Raw genomic sequence first — 273 nt, 5'->3', positions numbered from 1 at the left:
CGTCAGGGCGGATCGACACGACGTGCAGAAGGATGGGTGAAGTGACGCAGCTGTCGCGCCGCGGGATGTTCGGTGTCGCAGGAGGCGGCGCAGCCGCAGGGCTGGCCGGATTCGCCGGGGGGTGGGGTGCCTCTCAGGCTTCCGCGAACCCGGCTCCCGACGCCTCGGCGCCCACCTACCCGTTCTTCGGCGCCCACCAGAGCGGCATCGTCACCCCGGCACAGGACCGGCTCTACTTCGCCGCGTTCGACGTCACCGCAAGCACCCGAGACG

General features: G+C 71.1%; 1 pseudogene. It reads left to right on the top strand.

From position 1 onward, the window contains the following. Window positions 1-41: 41 nt before the first annotated feature. Window positions 42-273: pseudogene (locus QSV46_RS39780) on the top strand (deferrochelatase/peroxidase EfeB); the annotation flags it as partial.

The organism is Bradyrhizobium cosmicum (genome assembly GCF_032290525.1).
Lineage (GTDB): Bacteria > Pseudomonadota > Alphaproteobacteria > Rhizobiales > Xanthobacteraceae > Bradyrhizobium > Bradyrhizobium cosmicum_A.
The sequence above is the reverse complement of the archived record's forward strand: the minus strand, read 5'-3'. Positions and strand labels throughout refer to the sequence as shown.